General features: G+C 64.8%; 19 protein-coding genes. 13 read left to right on the forward strand and 6 right to left on the reverse strand.

Annotation, left to right across the window (positions count from 1 at the left end; translation table 11 throughout):
* Window positions 1-84 precede the first annotated feature (84 nt).
* Window positions 85-1,314, reverse strand: coding sequence for an acyl-CoA dehydrogenase (locus tag CR917_RS16690; RefSeq protein WP_043860887.1), 1,230 nt, complete (start codon window positions 1,312-1,314; stop codon window positions 85-87).
* A gap of 150 nt (window positions 1,315-1,464) precedes the next feature.
* Between CR917_RS16690 and CR917_RS16695 the strand changes: the two genes are divergently transcribed.
* The 3 genes from CR917_RS16695 to CR917_RS16705 all read left to right on the forward strand — a co-directional run bounded on the left by CR917_RS16695 (window position 1,465) and on the right by CR917_RS16705 (window position 3,879).
* Window positions 1,465-2,391 carry a LysR family transcriptional regulator gene (locus CR917_RS16695; protein ID WP_104572631.1) on the forward strand — a complete coding sequence of 309 codons (927 nt, stop codon included), beginning with the start codon at window positions 1,465-1,467 and terminating at the stop codon, window positions 2,389-2,391.
* A gap of 166 nt (window positions 2,392-2,557) precedes the next feature.
* A complete protein-coding gene (locus CR917_RS16700; protein ID WP_043860889.1) occupies window positions 2,558-2,959 on the forward strand; it encodes a MerR family DNA-binding transcriptional regulator in 402 nt (133 codons plus the stop codon).
* Between the two features lie 20 nt (window positions 2,960-2,979).
* Window positions 2,980-3,879, forward strand: a complete 900-nt coding sequence (locus CR917_RS16705; RefSeq protein ID WP_104572632.1) for a hydroxymethylglutaryl-CoA lyase — start codon at window positions 2,980-2,982, stop codon at window positions 3,877-3,879.
* A gap of 550 nt (window positions 3,880-4,429) precedes the next feature.
* On the opposite strand, the gene CR917_RS16710 is transcribed toward CR917_RS16705, so the two are convergent.
* Entirely contained in the window at window positions 4,430-4,948 is a 519-nt protein-coding gene (locus CR917_RS16710) for an MgtC/SapB family protein (RefSeq protein ID WP_058541229.1), read from the reverse strand.
* A 139-nt stretch (window positions 4,949-5,087) separates the two neighbouring features.
* On the opposite strand from CR917_RS16710, the gene CR917_RS16715 reads away from it, so the two are divergent.
* From CR917_RS16715 to CR917_RS16730, 4 genes are all read left to right on the forward strand, one after another.
* Window positions 5,088-5,327, forward strand: a complete 240-nt coding sequence (locus tag CR917_RS16715) for a DUF3203 family protein (protein WP_054915115.1) — start codon at window positions 5,088-5,090, stop codon at window positions 5,325-5,327.
* Window positions 5,328-5,448: 121 nt separating this feature from the next.
* The gene (gene ccoG / locus CR917_RS16720; RefSeq protein WP_043860893.1) at window positions 5,449-6,861 is read left to right on the forward strand and encodes a cytochrome c oxidase accessory protein CcoG; all 1,413 of its coding nucleotides are present in this window, start codon (window positions 5,449-5,451) and stop codon (window positions 6,859-6,861) included.
* A gap of 39 nt (window positions 6,862-6,900) precedes the next feature.
* Entirely contained in the window at window positions 6,901-8,310 is a 1,410-nt protein-coding gene (gene mapR, locus CR917_RS16725) for a GntR family transcriptional regulator MpaR (RefSeq protein ID WP_043860894.1), read from the forward strand.
* Window positions 8,311-8,479: 169 nt separating this feature from the next.
* Window positions 8,480-9,310, forward strand: coding sequence for a hypothetical protein (locus tag CR917_RS16730; protein ID WP_104572633.1), 831 nt, complete (start codon window positions 8,480-8,482; stop codon window positions 9,308-9,310).
* Window positions 9,311-9,323: 13 nt separating this feature from the next.
* On the opposite strand, the gene CR917_RS16735 is transcribed toward CR917_RS16730, so the two are convergent.
* The 4 genes from CR917_RS16735 to CR917_RS16750 all read right to left on the reverse strand — a co-directional run bounded on the left by CR917_RS16735 (window position 9,324) and on the right by CR917_RS16750 (window position 13,805).
* Window positions 9,324-9,944: a cell wall hydrolase gene (locus tag CR917_RS16735; protein ID WP_104572634.1), complete on the reverse strand. Its 621-nt coding sequence runs from the start codon at window positions 9,942-9,944 to the stop codon at window positions 9,324-9,326.
* A gap of 64 nt (window positions 9,945-10,008) precedes the next feature.
* Complete coding sequence (locus CR917_RS16740; protein ID WP_058541233.1) at window positions 10,009-11,313, reverse strand: FAD-binding oxidoreductase; 1,305 nt, start codon at window positions 11,311-11,313, stop codon at window positions 10,009-10,011.
* Entirely contained in the window at window positions 11,310-12,398 is a 1,089-nt protein-coding gene (locus CR917_RS16745; RefSeq protein WP_104572635.1) for a polyamine ABC transporter substrate-binding protein, read from the reverse strand. Before CR917_RS16745 ends, CR917_RS16740 begins: the two co-directional genes overlap by 4 nt.
* 48 nt (window positions 12,399-12,446) lie before the next feature.
* Window positions 12,447-13,805, reverse strand: coding sequence for a glutamine synthetase family protein (locus CR917_RS16750; RefSeq protein ID WP_043860899.1), 1,359 nt, complete (start codon window positions 13,803-13,805; stop codon window positions 12,447-12,449).
* A 173-nt stretch (window positions 13,806-13,978) separates the two neighbouring features.
* Between CR917_RS16750 and CR917_RS16755 the strand changes: the two genes are divergently transcribed.
* The 6 genes from CR917_RS16755 (at window position 13,979) to CR917_RS16780 (ending at window position 19,772) form a co-directional block, all read left to right on the forward strand.
* Window positions 13,979-14,893 carry a helix-turn-helix domain-containing protein gene (locus CR917_RS16755; protein WP_054915122.1) on the forward strand — a complete coding sequence of 305 codons (915 nt, stop codon included), beginning with the start codon at window positions 13,979-13,981 and terminating at the stop codon, window positions 14,891-14,893.
* Window positions 14,883-15,092 (forward strand): DUF6434 domain-containing protein, encoded by a 210-nt coding sequence (locus CR917_RS16760; RefSeq protein ID WP_043860901.1) that lies wholly within the window; start codon window positions 14,883-14,885, stop codon window positions 15,090-15,092. Before CR917_RS16755 ends, CR917_RS16760 begins: the two co-directional genes overlap by 11 nt.
* Before the next feature lie 91 nt (window positions 15,093-15,183).
* Window positions 15,184-15,621 carry a hypothetical protein gene (locus CR917_RS16765; RefSeq protein ID WP_054915124.1) on the forward strand — a complete coding sequence of 146 codons (438 nt, stop codon included), beginning with the start codon at window positions 15,184-15,186 and terminating at the stop codon, window positions 15,619-15,621.
* Window positions 15,622-15,768: 147 nt separating this feature from the next.
* Window positions 15,769-16,272: a sigma-70 family RNA polymerase sigma factor gene (locus CR917_RS16770; protein WP_104572636.1), complete on the forward strand. Its 504-nt coding sequence runs from the start codon at window positions 15,769-15,771 to the stop codon at window positions 16,270-16,272.
* Complete coding sequence (locus tag CR917_RS16775; RefSeq protein WP_054915125.1) at window positions 16,269-17,240, forward strand: FecR domain-containing protein; 972 nt, start codon at window positions 16,269-16,271, stop codon at window positions 17,238-17,240. The genes CR917_RS16770 and CR917_RS16775 overlap by 4 nt, the downstream gene beginning before the upstream one ends.
* Before the next feature lie 108 nt (window positions 17,241-17,348).
* The gene (locus tag CR917_RS16780; protein WP_104572637.1) at window positions 17,349-19,772 is read left to right on the forward strand and encodes a TonB-dependent receptor; all 2,424 of its coding nucleotides are present in this window, start codon (window positions 17,349-17,351) and stop codon (window positions 19,770-19,772) included.
* Window positions 19,773-19,814: the final 42 nt, after the last annotated feature.

Consider the following 19,814-nt stretch of genomic DNA (forward strand, 5'->3'; position numbering starts at 1 on the left):
CCTCGGGCAGCGTGTCGAATACCCTCGCGGATCAGGCCCGCCCCACCCGGTCAGCAGGCGATCCGCGAGGGCATCGACGCGGGCTCAGTGCCCGCTGCGCAGCATCTCCCGGGGCACGTACTTGCCGATCTCGTACTTGCCGATCGCCGCGCGGTGCACTTCATCCGGCCCGTCGGCCAGGCGCAGGGTGCGTTGCATCGCGTACATGTAGGCCAGCGGGAAGTCGGCACTGACCCCTGCCCCGCCGTGAATCTGGATGGCCCGGTCGATCACCTTCAGCGCCACGTTCGGTGCCACCACCTTGATCTGCGCGATCTCGCTGCGGGCCACCTTGTTGCCGACGGTGTCCATCATGTAGGCCGCCTTGAGGGTCAGCAGCCGGGCCATGTCGATCTCCATGCGCGAGTCGGCGATCTTGTCGATGTTGCCACCCAGGCGCGCCAGCGGCTTGCCGAATGCGGTGCGCTCGGCCGAACGCTTGCACATCAGCTCAAGGGCACGCTCGGCCATGCCGATCGAACGCATGCAGTGATGGATGCGCCCCGGCCCGAGACGGCCCTGGGCGATCTCGAAGCCGCGCCCTTCGCCCAGCAGCACGTTGTCATACGGTACGCGCACGTTCTCGAACAGCACCTCGGCGTGGCCGTGGGGCGCATCGTCGTAGCCGAACACCGGCAGCGGGCGAACGATCTTCACCCCCGGTGCATCGGTAGGCACCAGGATCATCGAGTGCTGCTGGTGACGCGGCCCGTCCGGGTTGCTCAGGCCCATGAAGATCATGATCTTGCAACGCGGGTCGCAAGCGCCGGAGGTCCACCACTTGCGGCCGTTGATCACCCACTCGTCACCGTCGCGCACCGCCCGTGCGGCCATGTTGGTGGCGTCGGACGAGGCCACGTCGGGCTCGGTCATGGCGAACGCCGAACGGATCTCACCGCGCAGCAGCGGCTCCAGCCACTGGCGTTTCTGCGCCTCGCTGCCGTAGCGCACCAGGACCTCCATGTTGCCGGTGTCCGGGGCCGAGCAGTTGAACGGTTCCGGCCCCAGCAGCGAGCGGCCCATGATTTCGGCCAGCGGCGCGTACTCCAGGTTGGTCAGGCCGGCGCCCAGCTGCGACTCGGGCAGGAACAGGTTCCACAGGCCCTCGGCCTTGGCCTTGTCCTTGAGTTCTTCCATGATCGCGGTCGGCTGCCAGCGATCACCTTCGGCAACCTGGCGTTCGAACACCGCCTCGGCGGGATATACATAGGCGTCCATGAACGCGGTGACGCGTTCGCGCAGTGCCTGGACCTTGGGTGAATAGGCGAAATCCATGAGCGGTACCTGCTGGGAAAGGCGAGTGATTTAAGAGATCTGGCTTGGATGCTAGATCACCGGGCAAAATCCACCTAGCCTATTCTCGGCGTGTATAAACATTCATAACCGATATATGATCGGGCCATAACTCCAACAAGAGCGGCATCCATGAACCTCAGCAAGGTCGATCTGAACCTGTTCATCGTCTTCGATGCGATCTACACCGAAGCCAACCTGACCCGTGCCGGGCAGATCGTCGGCATCACCCAGCCTGCGGTGTCCAACGCGCTGGCGCGGCTGCGCGAGACCTTCAACGACCCGCTGTTCGTGCGCACGGCCCAGGGCATGGTGCCCACGCCCATGGCCCAGAACATCATCGGCCCGGTGCGCAATGCCTTGTCGCTGCTGCGGGTGTCGGTGCAGGAGAGCCGCATCTTCAACCCCTTGCAGGCCAACAAGACCTTCCGCATCAGCATGACCGACCTTACCGAGGCGGTGGTGCTGCCATCGCTGTTCCAGCGCCTGCGCCGGCTGGCGCCGAACGTGGTGATCGAGAGCTTTCTGTGCAAGCGCCGCGAGACCACCAAGGAACTGGCCGCCGGACGCTTGGACTTTGCCGTGGATGCACCGCTGAACACCGACCCGCAGGTGCGTCACGTCAAGCTGATGCAAGACCCGTTCGTGTGCGCGATGCGCCAGGGCCACCCGCTGGCCAGGGACAGGATCAGCCTGGAGGATTACCTGAGCCTGACCCACATCCAGATCTCCAGCCGGCGCAACGGCCTGGGGTATGTGGACCTGGCGCTCGGCAAGCAGGGGCTCAAGCGCAAGATCGCGCTGCGCTCGCAGCATTACCTGATGGCCTCGCAGGTGCTGCAGCAGACCGACATGGTGATGACCGTGCCGGAGCGCTTCGCGCGGCGCCATCAACTGAGCTACGTGAGCCTGCCGGTGGGCGACGTGCCGCCTTTGGAAACCCACCTGTACTGGCATGAAAGCACCGACCAGGACCCGGCCAACCGCTGGATGCGCGAGCAGATGATCGAGTTGTGCCAGGCGGTGGTGGCGCAGGACGAGCGGGAGGCACGCGCATAAGCTGCGGGCTGCGTTGAAGCCATCGCGGGTCGAGCCCGCTCCCACCCGACCTGCGCTGAAGCTGTGGGAGCGGGCGTGACCCGCGACAGGCATCCCGAATGCCTGCTTGACGTATACGTCAACCAGCCAGTAGCTTAGCCGCATGCCCCCTTCCCCGAGCCATGCAATGAGCAGCCAGACCTACAGCATCTCCGACCTTTCCCGCGAACTCGACATCACCACCCGGGCCATCCGCTTCTATGAGGAGCAGGGCTTGCTCAGCCCCGAACGTCGTGGCCTGGAGCGTGTGTATTCGGCCCGCGACAAGGTCAGCCTCAAGCTCATCCTGCGCGGCAAGCGCATCGGTTTCTCGCTGGCCGAGTGCCGCGAGCTGATCGAACTCTACGACCCCACCAGCGGCAATCAGAAACAGCTGCACAGCATGCTGGCGAAGATCGCCGAGCGCCGCGCCCAGCTCGAACAGCAACTGCTCGACATCCAGCAGATGCAGCTGGAACTCGACACCGCCGAGGAGCGCTGCCAGCAGGCGCTGGCCACCACCCTGAACAATCAGAAAAACGGCCATTGAGGCCCACAGGAACCCTAGCCATGTCATTGCCTACCCATGTGCGTCTGGTCGAAGTCGGCCCCCGCGACGGCCTGCAGAACGAAGCCCAACCCATCAGCGTGGCGGACAAGGTCCGCCTGGTGGATGACCTGACCGACGCCGGTGTGTCCTATATCGAGGTGGGCAGCTTCGTCTCGCCCAAGTGGGTACCGCAGATGGCCGGTTCGGCCGACGTGTTCGCCAGCATCCGCCAGCAGCCCGGCATCACCTATGCGGCGCTGGCCCCCAACCTGCGCGGTTTCGAAGACGCACTGGCCGCAGGCGTCAAGGAGGTGGCCGTGTTCGCCGCCGCGTCCGAGGCGTTTTCGCAGCGCAACATCAACTGCTCGATCAGCGAAAGCCTGCAGCGCTTCGCGCCCATCATGCACGCGGCGCGCGAACACGGGGTGAAGGTACGCGGCTATATCTCGTGCGTGCTGGGCTGCCCCTATCAAGGCCAGGTAGATGCCGAGCAGGTCGCCCCCATCGCCCGCGAGCTGCGCGACATGGGCTGCTATGAAGTGTCGCTGGGCGACACCATCGGCACCGGCACCCCGGGCGCCACCCGCCGCCTGTTCGAAGTGGTCGGCGCGCAGGTGCCACGTGCCGAGCTGGCCGGGCACTTCCACGATACCTACGGCCAGGCGCTGGCCAACGTGTACGCCAGCCTGCTGGAGGGAATCAATGTGTTCGACAGTTCGGTCGCCGGCCTGGGCGGCTGCCCGTATGCCAAGGGCGCCAGTGGCAACGTGGCCAGTGAAGACCTGCTGTACCTGCTGCAGGGCCTGGGTATCGAGACCGGCATCGACCTGGACAAGCTGATCGACGCCGGCCAGCGCATCAGTGCCGTGCTGGGCCGCGCCAGCGGTTCGCGTGTGGCCAGGGCACGCGCTGCCCGGTAACGGTGCGCAGCAACAGGGTCAATGGGGGGCGAGTGTTACCGCCCCCACACCCGACAGGAAAAATCCGGGTAACACGGAAACAAATCAGCACAATTTCCCGTGACGATTTTTCCACCAAACCAGCAAACCATTGATTTTATTGGGTTTTAAAAAGTTGGCACGGCACCTGCAATATCTTTCGTACAACAACAATAAAAAATGCGACAACCCAATAAAAATAAGACGTACCGGCTCTGACATAACAAGAACAACACGGCAGAGGCGCAGCTAACAGATTTTTTTGAAGTGGATGGCTTTTCGGGGGCGTGCCCCGCGACCTGACAGAGAACAATAAAACTACCCCAAGGTAGCGCCCGTCTCGGTTGGATCAGCAATGATAAAGGTCGATCAGCGCTCAAAAAAATACGTTTGCTCTTGATCCCGGATGGGGATCGCAACGCAACAAGAGGCAAGGGTCGCCAAAAACAACAATAGACCACCCTCCAATAATAAAAAGAGCACACGCAACAAAATTTGAGGGGAGCCCAGGCTCCCCTCAGTGCTTGCTGCCCTACTCGTTCTGCTGGTCATCCTCTGGCTTATGCTTCTCCAGGCGGTCGACCACCCACGGCATCACCCCCAGCACCAGCAACGCCAGCACCGTGCTCACCAGTGCAGTGGCTTCGCGCCCCATGCCTGCGGCCACGCCGATGGCGGCGGTCATCCACAGGCCCGCAGCAGTGGTCAGGCCCTTCACATGACCCGCATCGTCCTCCTTGCCCTTGAGTATGGTGCCCGCCCCCAGAAAGCCGATGCCGGCGACGATCCCCTGCACCACCCGACTCAACGCTGCGTCGTCCGCCCCGGCCATGCGCGGCACCAGCACGAACAGCGCCGCACCGATGGCCACCAGCATGTGCGTGCGTACTCCCGCCGCCTTGCCCTTGAGCTCGCGCTCGAAGCCCAGCACCGCCCCCAGCAGCGCAGCCATCAACAGGCGCACCGTCACCTGCGTCAGTTGCTTGGCATCGGTGATATCGGCGAATTCGGCAATCAGTGTCGACCAGACTTGGTGCCACCAGGCGTCCATGAGCAGCGTCCATCAGCAAGGGGATACTGGATGGACAACAGCCTGGCGCGCGAGTGCTGTCGACCGCTGATCGGCCACGCTCAGCAACCCGGCCGGCAACGGAGTCACAGCTGTAAGCCCCCCGTTCGAGGACACCGCCATGCCCATTGAAATCAACGAAACCACCAAGCGCTGCACCCTGATAGCCGACGACCTGAACATCGAAGGTGAAGCGGCAGAGGTGCAGATCATCACCGATGCCGACCTGCGCATGTCGATCGCGACCCTGGCCGGGCAACGGGTGCCGATCACCGAGGCAGAGGCTGACGCGCTCACCGTGGCAGGTGCGGTGGATAGTCGCAGGCATTTGAAGACCTCCGAGGAGGGCTCGATCATATAAGGGCTGCAGGGTTTCAAGGGATAATCTGATACGGTTTTTATCCAGATATCTGCACCTGTTATGCAAACAGATGGGACGCCATAGTGCTCTGGCCTGATCGAGGCCTGATGAGCGACGAACCATGAGCGAACGAATTCCCGTCCAGATCGTTGAAATTGCCGAGCCCTCCACGTTCAAGAAGAAGGCCGCCAGCAGCGACAGACACATCCACACCCGTAGCTTCACCGGCTTTTTCCGAAACCTGCGCCTGGGTGGCGCGGGTTTTCTGTTTCTGCTGTTTTTCGGCACCGTCTGGCTGAACTGGGACGGGCGCCAGGCGGTCCTCTGGGACCTGGCCGACAGCAAGTTCCACATCTTCGGCGCCACCTTCTGGCCGCAGGACTTCATCCTGCTGTCGGCGCTGCTGATCATCTGCGCCTTCGGCCTGTTCGCCATCACCGTGTTCGCCGGGCGCGTCTGGTGCGGCTACACCTGCCCGCAAAGCACCTGGACCTGGGTGTTCATGTGGTGCGAAAAGGTCACCGAGGGCGAACGCAACCAGCGCATCAAGCTCGATGCGGCGCCCTGGGGCCCCAACAAGCTGGCGCGCCGCGCAGCCAAGCACACCCTGTGGCTGGGCGTCAGCCTGCTGACCGCACTGACCTTCGTCGGCTACTTCACCCCCATCCGGCCACTGACCCAGGAGCTGTTCACCCTGCAGCTGGGTGGCGTCAGCCTGTTCTGGATCCTGTTCTTCACCGGTGCCACCTACATCAACGCCGGCTGGCTGCGCGAGGCGGTGTGCATGCACATGTGCCCGTATGCACGGTTCCAGAGCGTGATGTTCGACAGGGACACCCTCACCATCGCCTATGACCCGCAGCGCGGCGAGTCGCGCGGGCCGCGCAAGAAGGACGCCAACCACAAGGCCCAGGGCCTGGGCGACTGCATCGACTGCCACATGTGCGTGCAGGTATGCCCCACCGGTATCGACATCCGCGACGGCCTGCAGATGGAGTGCATCGGCTGCGCTGCCTGCATCGACGCCTGCGACAGCATCATGGACAAGATGAGCTACCCACGCGGGCTGATCGGCTACAAGTCCGAGCACACCCTGCAAGGCGGCACCACCCAGTGGATGCGTCCGCGCCTGCTGGGCTACGTGACCGTGCTGGTGGTGATGATCGGCGCCCTGGTGATCGCCCTGCAGCAACGCCCGATGGTGTCGATGGACGTGATCAAGGACCGCGGCCTGTTCCGCGAGAACGCCCTGGGGCAGATCGAGAACATCTACACCCTCAAGGTCATCAACAAGACCCAGCAGCCGCAGACCTACCGCCTGCGCCTGGTGGACGCCGAGGGCTTCGAACTGCATGGCAAGACCGAGTTCACCCTGGCGGCCAGCGAGATGAGCGATATACCGGTCTCGGTGGCGATGCTGGCCGACCGTGCGCCCAGCAGCTCCCAGGAGATCAGCTTCGAACTCATCGACACCGACCAGCCGAACGTGCGCAGCCTTGCGCGCAGCCGTTTTGTCGCGCCTTTGAACCGCTGATCACATACACTCCGCTGAGTCAGACCGCCCAGAGCCATGATGAAACGCTACGAGAAATTCGCCGACGACATTGCCGAACTGATTCGCTCCGGGGTACTCGGCCCCGGCCAGCGCGTGCCGTCGGTGCGTTACGCCAGCCAGACCCACGGGGTCAGCCCGTCCACGGTGTTCCAGGCCTACTACCTGCTGGAGCGTCGCGGGCTGATCCGGGCCCGGCCGCGCTCGGGCTACTTCGTCAACACCCACGCCCCGCGCCAGTTCAACGAGCCGCAGATCATCGAGCAGGCCAGCGAATCGACCGAGGTGGACGTCAGTGAGCTGGTGTTCTCGATCCTCGACTCGATCAAGGACCCGCAGACAGTGGCCTTCGGTTCGGCGTTCCCCAGCCCCAACCTGTTCCCGCTGCCGCGCCTGGCGCGCTCGCTGGCCAGCGCCAGCCGCGAGATGGACCCGCGCATGGTGGTCACCGACCTGTCGCCGGGCAACCCCCAACTGCGCCGCCAGATCGCCCTGCGCTACATGGTCGGCGGCTTGATGCTGCCGATGGAAGAACTGCTGATCACCAACGGTGCGCTGGAGGCGTTGAACCTGTGCCTGCAGGCGGTAACCGAGCCGGGTGACCTGGTGGCCATCGAGGCACCGGCGTTCTATGCCTGCCTGCAGATTCTGGAGCGGCTCAAGCTCAAGGCGGTGGAGATTCCGGTGCACCCGCGCGAAGGCATCGACCTGGGGGTGCTGGCGCAGACGCTGGAGCGGCATCCGGTCAAGGCCGTGTGGTGCATGACCAACTTCCAGAACCCGGTGGGCGCGAGCATGCCGGAAGACAAGAAGAAGCAGCTGGTCGAGCTGCTGAGCGTGCACCAGGTGCCGCTGATCGAAGACGACGTGTATGCCGAGCTGTACTACGCGCAGCAGGCGCCCAAGCCGGCCAAGGCATTCGACACCGAAGGGCTGGTGATGCATTGCGGCTCGTTCTCCAAGAGCCTGGCGCCGGGCTACCGGATCGGCTGGGTGGCGGCCGGGCGCTATGCGCAGAAGATCGAGCGGCTCAAGCTGATGACCTCGCTGTGTGCATCGATGCCGGCGCAGGCGGCGATTGCCGACTACCTGCAGCATGGTGGCTACGACCGCCACCTGCGGCGCCTGCGCTATGCGCTGGAAGAGCAGCAGAACGCCATGCTGGCGGCAATTGCCCGGCACTTCCCGGCGCAGACGCGGGTCAGCCACCCCAGCGGCGGGTACTTCCTGTGGTTGGAGCTGCCGGAGCAGATGGACTCGCTGAAGCTGTTCCAGATGGCATTGGCCCAGGGCATCAGCATTGCGCCGGGGCCGATCTTTTCGCCGACGCGGCGGTTTCGCAACTGCATCCGCCTCAATTACGGCAGCCCCTGGACCGAGCAGTCGGAGCAGGCGATGGAGACGCTGGGGCGGATTGTGCGGTCGTTCTGAGGGGCTGGCATGACGGCCAACTACCCATCGCGGGTCAAGCCCGCTCCCACATGACTGCGGTGATCCTGTGGGAGCGGGCTTGACCCGCGACTGGGTCGGTGCAGCCCCTTGCCCACACCCGCACAATCGCGCACCATCCCCTCCCGCACTTGCCCACGGATGGCCCCGGATGAAACCGCTGTACCTGCTACTGGCCCTGCCCCTGCTGCCCGCCTGCAGCCTGATCGGTTTCGTCGCCAAGGAAAGCGTCGTGGGCGCCACCAGCCACTACGGCTTGAGCAGCACCACGCTGATCGCCGAACTCCCGCCCAACCACGGCGTCACCTATAACGCCAGCTACGCCCCGCTCGACCCGTACCGCTGCACCGTGGCCTCCCCCGCCACCGGCGGCATGCGCTCGCGCCCCAACCAGTACCGCACCGACCAGGCCGATGCGCACCCCGACGCGCGCACCGTCACGTTCAGGATCCCGCTGACCTACACCATCGGCAGTTGCACCCAGCAACTGGACAACATCACAGTGAGCATCAAGTCCCCCAGCGGGCGGTACAGCCTGGCGGGGGTCGAGGTATTGCCGGCACTGCCCGACGGCACTGGGCCGGTGCGCGACGCAGACCCCGAGCTGGTTGTGCGCCGCCTGTGCGGCACGGCCTACCACATCGTGCCCGGGCATGAGCGCCACGTGCTGGCCAGGGACATCGACTGCCTCGCCGCCGACAGCCAGTGGCAACCCCTGGAGCGGACCTCCAGGCACCCCGGCCCGGTCGCCAACGTCGCCTACACCCAGCTGAACAAGACCGACCTGCGCTTCGTGTACCGCCTCATCGACAAGGAGTGGCCGCTTTATCCCGAGAACTGGTCACCGGTCGGCAATGGCATGAAGCCCTGCGCTTCACAATGGAAGTGGGTTGGCGAAGCCTCCTGCAGCTACCGCCAGCAGACCTTCAGCACCTTCGAGATGGACGGGCGCCAATGCACCACCTACCCGGGCTGCTCGTAACCGCGTCGCCCCTTCAACGGGCCTCCCCCGCACGCGGCTTGTAGAACAGGAACCTGGGGGTTTCGGCGGTCTTCAAGTACGTCCTGGCCCACGCGGGATGCACATGGCGGTCATGAAAGTACATCGCACCATCGGTGCTGTCGGTCAGTTGCTGATTCAGCGCCTTGCGCGCGATTTCCTTGGCCACGGTGTACTGCACCGGCTCTTCCACATCGTCCGAGCGCCCGTCGCACCACCACGAGAACTGGCATGTACGCTCCTTGATGCCCTGCTTGACCACCTCGCACACGGTGCCCGGAAACCCTTCGTGCCCCAGCCGGTTCATCACCACGCTGGCCACACCCTGCATGTCCGCCGCCTCACCGCCCTTGGCCTCCCAGTAGAGGGTGCGCGCCAGGCAGGTGATCGCGTCATCCAGCGCGGCCTCGCCCTTGGGGTCGACCGCCTGCACTTCGCTGCGGGTGATGGCCTGGTCGCTGGGTACGCTGGCCTCGCGCCCCTGTTCGGCAGCCTTCTGCTCCAGCACCTGGGCCTTGTCTTCGGCTACCACCGCAGGCGGCGCCGCGGCGGCAGAGCCCGGCAGAACAGCGATCAACCACACGGCAAGACAGCAAACTGCAGCGAATGAGCGCATGACCGAGCCTTCTTGTGAGCCTCTGATAGATGCACAGTAGCTGCAACCGGCGATTTGCGCCGCCCTACCCCAGCAGCTCGCGCAGGCGGTACCACAACATGCCCAGCGCCAGCAGTGGCGAGCGCAGGGCCGGGCCGCCGGGGAAGGTCATGTGCGGCACCTTGCTGAAGATATCCAGGCCCTGGCTATGCCCGGCGTGGATCGCCTCGGCCAGCAACTTCGCCGTCCAGTGGGTGACGTTCACCCCGTGCCCCGAATAGCCCTGGGCGTAGAACACGTTGGGGTGCTGCTGCAGGCGTCCCACCTGCGGAAAGCGATTGGCGGTAATGCCGATCTTGCCGCCCCACTGAAAGTCGATGCGCACATCCGCCAGCTGCGGGAACACCTTGAGCAGCTTGGGCAGCATGTAGCCGGCGATATCCGCCGGGTCGCGCCCGGAATAATGGCAGGCCCCGCCGAACAGCAGGCGCCGGTCGGCAGTAAGGCGGTAGTAGTCCAGGCCGACCTTCTGGTCGCACAGCGCCAGGTTCTGTGGGATCAGCCCGGTGGCGCGCGGTGCCGACAGCGGCTCGGTGGTGATGATGTAGCTGCCGGCCGGCAGCACCTTGCCGCTCAGGCGTGGCTCCAGGTCGTCCAGGTGCGCATTGCACGCCAGCACCAGGCTGCCGGCCCGCACGCTGCCGCGCGCGCAGCGCACCTGCACGGTGGGGCCATGCACCAGTTCGAGCACCGTGCTGTGCTCGAACACCTGCACCCCCAGCGACGCCGCCAGGCGCGCCTCGCCCTGCACCAGGTCGAGCGGGTGCAGGTGGCCGGAGCCCATGTCCAGCAGCCCGCCGGCATACACCTTCGACGCCACCACCTCGTGCATCTGCTGCGGCCCGTAGAGTCGGGTCTGGTGCCGATAGCCCAGCGCCTCCAGGCTCTGCTGTTCAGCCTGGAACGCTGCGTACTGCGCCGGGGTATTGGCCAGCTCGCAGAAGCCCCAGCGCAGGTCGCAGTCGATGCCGTCCTCCTGCACCCGGCGGCCCACCACCTCCACCGACTCGATGCCGGCGCGTTGCAGGTAGGCCACCCCTTCCTGCCCCACGTAGCGGGCAAACCCCGACACCTCGTGGCCGATGCCGCGAATCAGTTGCCCGCCGTTGCGCCCGCTGGCACCCCAGCCGATGCGCCGCCCCTCCAGCAACACCACCGAAAGCCCGCGGCGAGCCAGTTCGATGGCGGTGTTGACCCCCGTGAAGCCACCGCCGATCACGCACACATCGGCGATCAGGTCCTGCTCCAGCGTGGGGTAGTCGGCCTGGCGTCTGGCCGTCGCTGCGTAGTACGAACGGGCGTGTTGCGCATTGCCATTCACGTTGTTCATTTGTTCGATTTCACTTTGCTCCACGAGCGGGTCATCAAGCGCATGATGGCCGGCGTGGGGGTGCTGGAGATGTACAGTTTGTCGAGCACCGCCTGGGGCGGATACACCTCGGGGTTGTCGACCAGGTCGGCGGCCATGTACTGGCGCGAAGCCGGCGTCGGGTTGGCGTAGCCCACCAGGGTGCTGACCTTGGCGATCACCTGCGGGTCCATCAGGTAGTTGATGAAGGCGTGCGCCTCCTTGGGGTTGGTGGCATCGGCCGGGATCGCCAGCAGGTCGAACCACAGGTTGCTGCCCTCCTTGGGAATCGAATAGGCGATGTTCACGCCGTTGTGGGCTTCCCTGGCGCGGTTGGCCGCCTGGAACACGTCGCCGGAGTAACCGAAGGCGATGCAGATGTCGCCGTTGGCCAGGTCCGTGACGTACTTGGAGGAATGGAAGTAGGTGATGTACGGGCGCAGCGCCAGCAGCTTGGCCTCGGCCTTCTTGTAGTCCTGCGGGTTTTCGCTGCGCGGGTCCAGGCCCATGTAGTTGAGCACTGCCGGGAACAGCTCGTCGGCAGAATCCATGAACGACACGCCGCACTGGCTGAGTTTTTTCAGGTTCTCGGGCTCGAACAGCACCGCCCACGAATCGATATGGTCGATGCCCAGCACCTGCTTGACCTTGTCGACATTGTAGCCGATGCCATTGGTGCCCCACAGGTAGGTCACCGAGTGGCGGTTGCCGGGGTCGTTGTCCTCCAGTTTCCTGAGCAGCACCGGGTCGAGGTTCTTCCAGTTGGGCAGTTGCGAGCGGTCCAGCTCCAGAAACGCCCCGGCCTTGATCTGGCGCGCCAGGAAGTGGTTGGACGGCACCACCACGTCGTAGCCGGTGCGCCCCGCCAGCAGCTTGCCCTCCAGGGTTTCGTTGGAGTCGAACACGTCGTAGATCACCTTGATCCCGGTCGCCCCCTGAAAGTCGGCCAGGGTGGTGGGGCCGATGTAATCGGTCCAGTTGTACACGCTGACGCTTGGCTGGGCCTGTGCGGCGGCCCCCCACAGCAACCCCAGGGCCACCGGCAACACGGATTTCAACAGACGCATATCGACACCTCTTCTGATTGTTTTATCGATGATCGGCAGGTCAGCGCATCACACGCTCAGCAGCAGGAACTCACGCTCCCACGAACTGATCACGCGCTTGAAGTTCTCGTGCTCGGCGCGCTTGACCGCCACGTAGCCGCGCACGAACTTGCTGCCCAGGTAGCGTTCGATGGTCGGGCAGTCTTCCATGTGCGCCAGCGCGTCCTCGATGGTGATCGGCAGGCGCAGGTTGCGCCGCTCATACGCACGCCCCTGCACCGGGGCGCTGGGCGCGATGCCCTCGACCATGCCCAGGTAGCCGCACAGCAGGCTGGCGGCAATCGCCAGGTACGGGTTGGCATCGGCGCCGGGCAGGCGGTTCTCAACGCGCATCGACTCGGGGCTGGAGGTGGGCACGCGCAAGCCCACGGTGCGGTTCTCTTCGCCCCACTCCACGTTCACCGGTGCCGAGGTGTCGGGCAGAAAGCGGCGGAACGAGTTGACGTTGGGCGCGAACATCGGCAACACCTTGGGGATGTACTTCTGCAGGCCGCCGATGTGCTGCAGGAACAGCTCGCTCATGCTGCCGTCGTCATTGACGAAGATCGGCTTGCCGGTGGCGCTGTCGACCACGCTCTGGTGCAGGTGCATGGCGCTGCCCGGCTCGTCGCCCACCGGCTTGGCCATGAAGGTGGCGGTGACGTTGTGCTTGAGCGCGGCCTCGCGCATCGTGCGCTTGAACACGGTGATCTGGTCGGCCAGGTCCAGGGCGTCGCCGTGGCGGAAGTTGATTTCCATCTGCGCCGGGCCGTCTTCGTGAATCAGCGTGTCCAGGTCCAGGCCCTGGGCCTCGCACCAGTCGTAGACGTCCTCGAACAGCGGGTCGAACTCGTTGGCGGCATCGATGGAGAACGACTGGCGGCCACTTTCGGCGCGGCCCGAACGGCCCAGTGGCGCCTGCAACGGCAGGTCCGGGTCTTCGCAGCGCTGGGTCAGGTAGAACTCCATCTCCGGTGCCACGATCGGTTGCCAGCCCTTGTCGGCGTACAGCTTGAGGACTTTCTTGAGCACGTTGCGCGGCGACAGCTCGATGGGGTTGCCCTGCTTGTCGAAGGTGTCGTGGATCACGATCGCGGTGGGCTCCAGCGCCCAGGGTACCGGGTAGATGGCCGTCGAGTCGGGGCGGCAGAGCATGTCGATGTCGGCCGGGTCGAGCAGGTCGTAGTAGATCTCGTCCTCGACGAAGTCGCCGGTCACAGTCTGCAGCAGCACACTTTCCGGCAGGCGCATGCCTCGCTCATGCAGGAACTTGTTGGTGGGGGCGATCTTGCCGCGGGCGATACCGGTCAGGTCGGTGACCACGCATTCCACTTCAGTGATCTTGTGTTCTTTCAGCCAGGTGGACAGCTGATCGAAGGGGGTATTCATGAGAACCTCGTTGTCGTGATGCAGGGCATGCGCAAGGGTGTGTGTGGCGCGGGCGGGCAAGGCCTGGCTTCCCCTGCGCCGCGTTGAGGTCTATCTTGGTGCCGCAGCTGCGGCTGCATCTATCCACTTTGAGCAGAAGAAAATGCACCAAAGCAGTGCATTCAGAGGTTCTCATGACAACCCCGTCGCCCTTGCGGGTACAGGCCTTCACCAGTGCCGATGTGGCCGAACAGGTACGCGCCACGCCAGGCTGGGCACAGCACTACCAGCAGATGTCACCCGGGCACTTTGCCGGCATGGTGCGCTGCCTCGACCTGCAGGGCGTGGAGGTGTACGAAGAGCGCATGAACACCCGGGTGGAGCAGAGCTTCAGCGCCCCCGGCGGTTCGCTGTCGTTCTGCTTCGACCGCAGTGACAACAGCCTGTACGTGCTCAATGGCGAAAGCCGCAACATCTGGATCACCCCCGAGAACTACCAGGAAGTGGCCGTCGTGTTCGGCCCTGCGTTCGTGCGTGAGCACGGCGTGGACGTTGCGGCGCTCGAAGGTCTGTTCATGGCACCGCTCAATTCCCAGCGCAATGCCTTGTTCAGCGGCTGGCTGAGCAGTACCCTGACGCGCCTCTCGCAGAGCGAGGACGCGCCGTGCCAGCAGGTGCTGGCCAGGCAGTTGCTGGACGATTGTCTGTACATTCTCGACACCGCCTCGGTGTGCCTGGACCGCGGCGAGCTGTGGCGGCGCACCGAGGAGCGCACCATCATGCGCAAGGTCAGCGAATGGGCGGCGGATTCGCCGGAGGAGTCATTGAACCTGCTGCAACTGGCGCAGGTGGCCGGCAGTTCGGTGCGTCAGTTGCAGCATGCGTTCAAGGCGTACACCGGCATCACGCCCAGCCACTGGCTGCGCCTGCGCCGCCTCAATGGCGCGCACCGCGAGCTGCTGACCGCGCGCGGCCACACCGTGGCGGAAGTGGCAATGCGCTGGTCGTTCTGGCACCTGGGGCGGTTTTCCAGCAGTTATCAGGCGCTGTTCAAGGAGTTGCCCAGTGAAACCCTCAAACGACGCAAGGAGACACGGTATGGCTTTTGACTGGCATGGCGGGGTGATTACCCGGGATACACCGGTGGGCGAGGATTACCGCAACACGCAGAACGTGCGGCGGTTCATGCGTGAGCAGTGTGGCGAGGATTTCAGGTTCGACCGGCCGTTGATGGCGTGGATAGTCGATGGTACGGCGCGGACGATGGGGGATGTGGTGGATGAGTGGGCCAGACGTCGTAGTGCTTAGCTGAACCCGCGACATCCCTGCGCAAGTACCCACTGGCAGCCCAGGCTGGTATTGTGCCGCCCTGCAAACCCAACTGGATGACTGTGAGGAAATGACGTTGAACGCTGATGCGAACATGACCGGGGACCTGTTCGAAGTCGACAAGCGCCTGGGCCTCAAACCCGTGGTGGACTTCAACACCTACCTGCGCGCCGCATTCGCCGACGGCGCCTGCGCATGCAGCCGCTGCCTGGAAAACAAGGGCGACGAGAGCGGCTACGCCTTCGCCCATACCTTCGACTTCCAGGGCCAGGTCACCCATCGCCGCTTCGCCACCACCACCGCCAGCGATGTGCTGATGGTCCTGAAAAAAGCCTGGCTGTCCTACACCAAGGCCGAACTGGATGTCAGCGGCAACCTGGACCTGGACGCCATCAAGGCCTTCGTCGAGCCACAGCTACACAAACGCCTGGTGCCACTGTTCGTCGCCAGCGGGCTGGTTGTCGAGGTCGACGGGCAACTGGTGCTGCAAGCCCAGGCCGCCGCCTGACGGCCATGCCTGGGGCGCGTTGCCGGCAGAGCCGGCAACGCGCCCTGGCGCAACCCGCGCGCGATTGCACCCCCGCGCAGGCTACACACAGGCATTGTGACACTGTAGTATTGAGAACTATTCACATTCACTGTCGAGTCGTTCCCGGTGCACACGCCTTCCTCCAAGCTCGGCTTCTTCTTCAGCGACCACCACCGCTGGCTGCTGCAACACATCCAGAAGCGCCTGCGCAACCGCGCCGACGCCGAAGACACGGCTGCCGAGGCGTTCTGCCAATTGCTGGTGGCGCGGGTTGATCCGGACAGCATCCAGCAACCGCGGGCCTTTCTGTCGACCATCGCGCGCCGGCTGATCTTCGACCGCCACCGCCGCCGCCAACTCGAAAATGCCTACCTGGAACGCCTGTCGAGCCTGCCCGAGCAGGTAGCGCCCTCCCCGGAGGAACAACTGCTGCTGGTCGAAGCGCTGGTGGCCATCGACCAAGCGCTCACCGGCCTGCCCGCGGTGGTCAAGGCAGCCTTCCTCTACAGCCAGCTCGATGGCCTGAGCTATGTGGAGATCGGGCGCAAGCTCGCGCTGTCGGAACGCACCGTCAGCCGCTACATGAAACAGGCCCTGCGCCAGTGCTACCTGGCCGAGATGGCACCATGAGCAAGGCCCGCCTCGACCCGGCCGCGGAGCAGGCCATCGACTGGATGGTGCGCCTGAGCGCCGACCGCAACGACACCCGCCTGCACGCCCGTTTCGATACCTGGCTCAACAGCGACCCGGCCCATGCCCAGGCCTGGGGCCGGCTGCAGGAGCGCCTGGGTGGCGCGTTCGGCACCGTGCGGGCGCTGGACCAGCGCCTGCCCGGCCAGGCCGGCGAAGCCCGGCGCGTGCTGATGCAGCCCGGCACCTCCCGGCGCGATGTGCTGCGCGCCATCGGCGGGCTGGGCCTGCTGGGCGGCGGGTTGTGGCTGGCGGCGCGCAGCGAGGTCGGCACCACGCTGATGGCCGACCTGCACACCGGTACCGGCGAGCGGCGCACCCTGGAACTGGAAGACGGCAGCCAGCTGAGCCTGAACGCTAGCACTGCCGTCGACCTTCAATTCGATGCCCACCAGCGCCTGGTGCTGCTGCGCCAGGGCGAACTGGTGATTGAAGTGGCACCCGACCCGCAGCGCCCCCTGCGCGTGCGCACCGCCCAGGGCGAAATCCGCGCGCTGGGCACGCGCTTTCTGGTCAGCCAGCAGCCCGACGCCACCCGCGTGGTGGTGCTGCAGCATGCGGTGCGCGCACGCCTGCACGATGGCAGCGAACTGGACCTGCAGGAAGGCCAGGCCGCCCTGCTGCACGCCCAGCGCATCGAGCGTCTGGGCCGTGACGAGCGTCACCGCGCCGACTGGCTGAACGGGCACCTGAATGTACTGGATGACCCGCTGGATGCAGTGGTCGACGCGCTGCGCCCCTACACCCGCGGCTTCGTGCGGGTCGCGCCGCAGGTGCGCAACCTGCGCGTGCAAGGGGTGTTCCCGCTCAACGATCCGCAGCGCAGCTTCGGTGCGCTGGCCGAAACACTGCCGATCGAGGTACGACACTACGGCCCGTGGTTGACCCTGATCGGCCCGAAAAGCTGAGCCCGAGAACCCTCTGAAAAGTTTTTATGAAAAACAATCGCATTTGTGTCCGGTTTTCATTTCTCATCCCACCTATCTCCTGACTGCACACACAATCAGGAGAATTCCGTGCTCAACCCTTGGTCCCGCGCCCTCCCCGTCGCCGTTGCCCTGGCCACCCTGAGCTGCGCCGTGTCTGCCCAGCAGCAGGCACTTGCGTTCAACCTGCCGGCCGGCCCGCTCGCCGCCACGCTCAATGCCATCGCCAGCCAGAGCGGCCAGATCATCTCCCTCGACCCGGCCCTGGTGCAGGGCAAACAGGCCCCGGCCGTCCGTGGGCAGATGAGCGCCGAGCAGGCCCTGCAGGCCGCACTGGCCGGCAGCGGCCTGCAACTGCTGGTGACCGGCAGCGGCCACTTCAGCGTGGTGCCGGGGGTAGACACCGCAGGCGCACTGGAGCTGGGCGCCACCAGCATCACCGAGGTGCGCAACCTGGCCACCACCGAAGGCTCGAACTCCTACGCAGCGCGGGTCACCACCATCGGCAAGGGCGAACACACGCTCAAGGAAATCCCCCAGTCGGTCAGCGTCATGACCCGCAAGCAGATGGACGACCAGGGCCTGACCAACCTCAAGGACGCCGCCAACCAGACCACCGGCCTGGTCGGCCAGCAAGGCGTGGGCAAGGGCATGATCCTGATGTCGCGCGGTTTTCAGATCGACGACTGGCAGTACGACGGCGTGCCGATTCCGCGCAACACCTACTCGCTGGGCAACTGGGCGACCCAGGACCTGATCTTCTTCGACCGCATCGAGTTCCTGCGCGGTGCCTCGGGCCTGCTGCAGGGCACCGGCAGCCCGGGCGGCGCGATCAACCTGGTGCGCAAGCGCGGGCAGGACAAACCCACCGTGACCGTCACCGGCAAGGCCGGCTCCTGGGACCACTACGGCCTGCAACTGGACGCTGGCGGCCCGCTGAACCCGCAGGGCACGATCCGCGGGCGCTTCGTCGCCGACGAAGACCAGAGCCAGTCGTTCATCGACTACGAGTGGAGCAAGACCCACTCGCTGTACGGCGCGCTGGATTTCGACCTGAGCCCGGACACCACCGTGGGTGTGGGCGTGAGCTACTCGGACAACACCTCACGGCCCATGCTGCGTGGCCTGCCGCGCTATGCCGACGGACGCCCTGTCGACGTGCCGCGCTCGACCTATACCGGCGCGCGCTGGAACCACTCCGAAATCGACGTGACCACGGTGTTTGCCGACCTCGACCACCGCTTCAACGACGACTGGAAGGTGCATGCCGCCGCCGTGTACATGAGCGAGAGCAACGACTCGCTGCACCAGCGGGTGCAAACCACCGGCCAAGGGCTGAATCCTGACGGCAGCGGTGTCCAGTATGCCAACTGGTACACCGACTTCGACTCGACCAAGGTGGGTCTGGACGCCTACGTCAACGGCCATTTCGAGACGCTGGGGCTGCAACAGGAACTCATCCTGGGTGGCAACTATTCCCAGCTCAAGACCGACGATGTGTTCGCGCGCACCTTCATCAACGGCGGCAATATCTTCGATATCGACCACGACCGCCCCAAACCCAGCTACGACAGCCTGATGCGTGACGGCGGCCGAGCCACCGCAAGCGAATATGACGTGCGCCAGAAAGGCCTGTACGGCAGTTGGCGGGTCAAGCTGGCCGAGCCGTTGACCGTAGTGCTTGGCTCGCGCGTGAGCTGGTACGACTTCCGCTACTCCTCAGTCATCACACAGGGCAACACGGTGACGGTCGCTGACCCAAGCGTCATGACCGAAACCGGTGTGGTTACCCCCTATGCCGGCATCATCTATGACCTGACCCAGGAATGGGCGGCCTACGCCAGCTACACCGACGTGTTCCAGCCGCAGAGCGAACTCGATGCCGCACAATCGGTACTGAAGCCGATTGTCGGCAGCAACTACGAAGTGGGCCTCAAGGGCGAACTGATGGATGGCCGGGTCAACACCTCGTTCGCCGTGTTCCGCTACGACCAGAACAACCGAGCGATCACCGACGCCTCTGCGCAATGTGGCTCCGGCGATTGTTCGAAAGCGTCCGGCAAGGTACGCAGCCAGGGTTTCGAAGCCGAAATCAGTGGCGAAGTGATGCCCGACCTGCAGCTGTTCGCCGGGTACACCTACACCACCACCACGTACATCAAGGACCCGGAGAACGAAGGCAAGGTCTTCAACCAGTGGACCCCCAAGCACATGCTGCGGGTATGGAGCGACTACCGTTTGCCGGGCGACTGGAGCCGCGTAAGCGCGGGCCTGGGCTTCAGCAGCCAGAGCCACACACTGGGTTACGAGAGTACGTTTGATGTGCCCGGTTACACGGTGTGGAATGCACGCCTGGCCTATCAGCTGACGCCTGAGGTGAGTGTGGCAGTCAACGCCAACAACCTGTTCGACAAACACTACATTGCCTCGGGCTACAACCAGCTCGGCGGCAACAACAACTACGGCGAGCCGCGCAACATGATGTTCAGCGTCAAGTACACGCCGCAGTTCTGAGGCGCCTGCTTCGCCGGCAAGGCCGGCTCCTGCACGGCCTGT

Source organism: Pseudomonas sp. BRM28 (genome assembly GCF_002939405.1).
Lineage (GTDB): Bacteria > Pseudomonadota > Gammaproteobacteria > Pseudomonadales > Pseudomonadaceae > Aquipseudomonas > Aquipseudomonas palmensis.

Coding starts and splice junctions, on each gene's coding strand:
- CR917_RS16735 (WP_104572634.1), bottom strand. CDS start 9,944: ATGCGCTCATTCGCTGCAGTTTGCTGTCTTGCCGTGTGGTTGATCGCT.
- CR917_RS16740 (WP_058541233.1), bottom strand. CDS start 11,313: ATGAACAACGTGAATGGCAATGCGCAACACGCCCGTTCGTACTACGCA.
- CR917_RS16695 (WP_104572631.1), top strand. CDS start 1,465: ATGAACCTCAGCAAGGTCGATCTGAACCTGTTCATCGTCTTCGATGCG.
- CR917_RS16710 (WP_058541229.1), bottom strand. CDS start 4,948: ATGGACGCCTGGTGGCACCAAGTCTGGTCGACACTGATTGCCGAATTC.
- ccoG (WP_043860893.1), top strand. CDS start 5,449: ATGAGCGAACGAATTCCCGTCCAGATCGTTGAAATTGCCGAGCCCTCC.
- CR917_RS16775 (WP_054915125.1), top strand. CDS start 16,269: ATGAGCAAGGCCCGCCTCGACCCGGCCGCGGAGCAGGCCATCGACTGG.
- CR917_RS16705 (WP_104572632.1), top strand. CDS start 2,980: ATGTCATTGCCTACCCATGTGCGTCTGGTCGAAGTCGGCCCCCGCGAC.
- CR917_RS16690 (WP_043860887.1), bottom strand. CDS start 1,314: ATGGATTTCGCCTATTCACCCAAGGTCCAGGCACTGCGCGAACGCGTC.
- CR917_RS16765 (WP_054915124.1), top strand. CDS start 15,184: ATGACGTTGAACGCTGATGCGAACATGACCGGGGACCTGTTCGAAGTC.
- mapR (WP_043860894.1), top strand. CDS start 6,901: ATGAAACGCTACGAGAAATTCGCCGACGACATTGCCGAACTGATTCGC.
- CR917_RS16700 (WP_043860889.1), top strand. CDS start 2,558: ATGAGCAGCCAGACCTACAGCATCTCCGACCTTTCCCGCGAACTCGAC.
- CR917_RS16760 (WP_043860901.1), top strand. CDS start 14,883: ATGGCTTTTGACTGGCATGGCGGGGTGATTACCCGGGATACACCGGTG.
- CR917_RS16715 (WP_054915115.1), top strand. CDS start 5,088: ATGCCCATTGAAATCAACGAAACCACCAAGCGCTGCACCCTGATAGCC.
- CR917_RS16750 (WP_043860899.1), bottom strand. CDS start 13,805: ATGAATACCCCCTTCGATCAGCTGTCCACCTGGCTGAAAGAACACAAG.
- CR917_RS16730 (WP_104572633.1), top strand. CDS start 8,480: ATGAAACCGCTGTACCTGCTACTGGCCCTGCCCCTGCTGCCCGCCTGC.
- CR917_RS16755 (WP_054915122.1), top strand. CDS start 13,979: ATGACAACCCCGTCGCCCTTGCGGGTACAGGCCTTCACCAGTGCCGAT.
- CR917_RS16745 (WP_104572635.1), bottom strand. CDS start 12,398: ATGCGTCTGTTGAAATCCGTGTTGCCGGTGGCCCTGGGGTTGCTGTGG.